Here is a 259-nt window from a genome sequence, read left to right as displayed (position 1 = left end):
GGGGGGGGGGGGAGGTGGACGAGGAAAGGGAATGTATTGTAAAATAGAAAAACAAAAAAAAAAACACACACCAACAAAAAAACCAAAAAAAAGAAAAAAAAAACAAAAGAAAAAACAAAGTAAAAAAAAAAAAAAAAAAAAAAAAACAAACGAACAAACAAAACCCCCAACAAAACAAAAACCAAACCCAAAAAAATAAAAAAAAAAAACAAAAAACAAATGTAAGGAAAAAAAAAAGAAAAAACACTGTAAATAAAAC

The 259-nt window shown here is 25.9% G+C and carries 1 protein-coding gene; it reads left to right on the top strand.

What is annotated here, in order from left to right; genetic code table 11:
* On the top strand, window positions 1-199 hold a 199-nt coding region (locus tag AB0T83_RS20650), incomplete at its 5' end, for a hypothetical protein (protein ID WP_366195033.1).
* Between the last annotated feature and the right edge of the window lie 60 nt (window positions 200-259).

Source organism: Meridianimarinicoccus marinus, from assembly GCF_040689105.1.
Classification (GTDB): Bacteria; Pseudomonadota; Alphaproteobacteria; order Rhodobacterales; family Rhodobacteraceae; genus Meridianimarinicoccus; species Meridianimarinicoccus marinus.
This window is presented reverse-complemented; position numbering and strand designations above follow the sequence as displayed.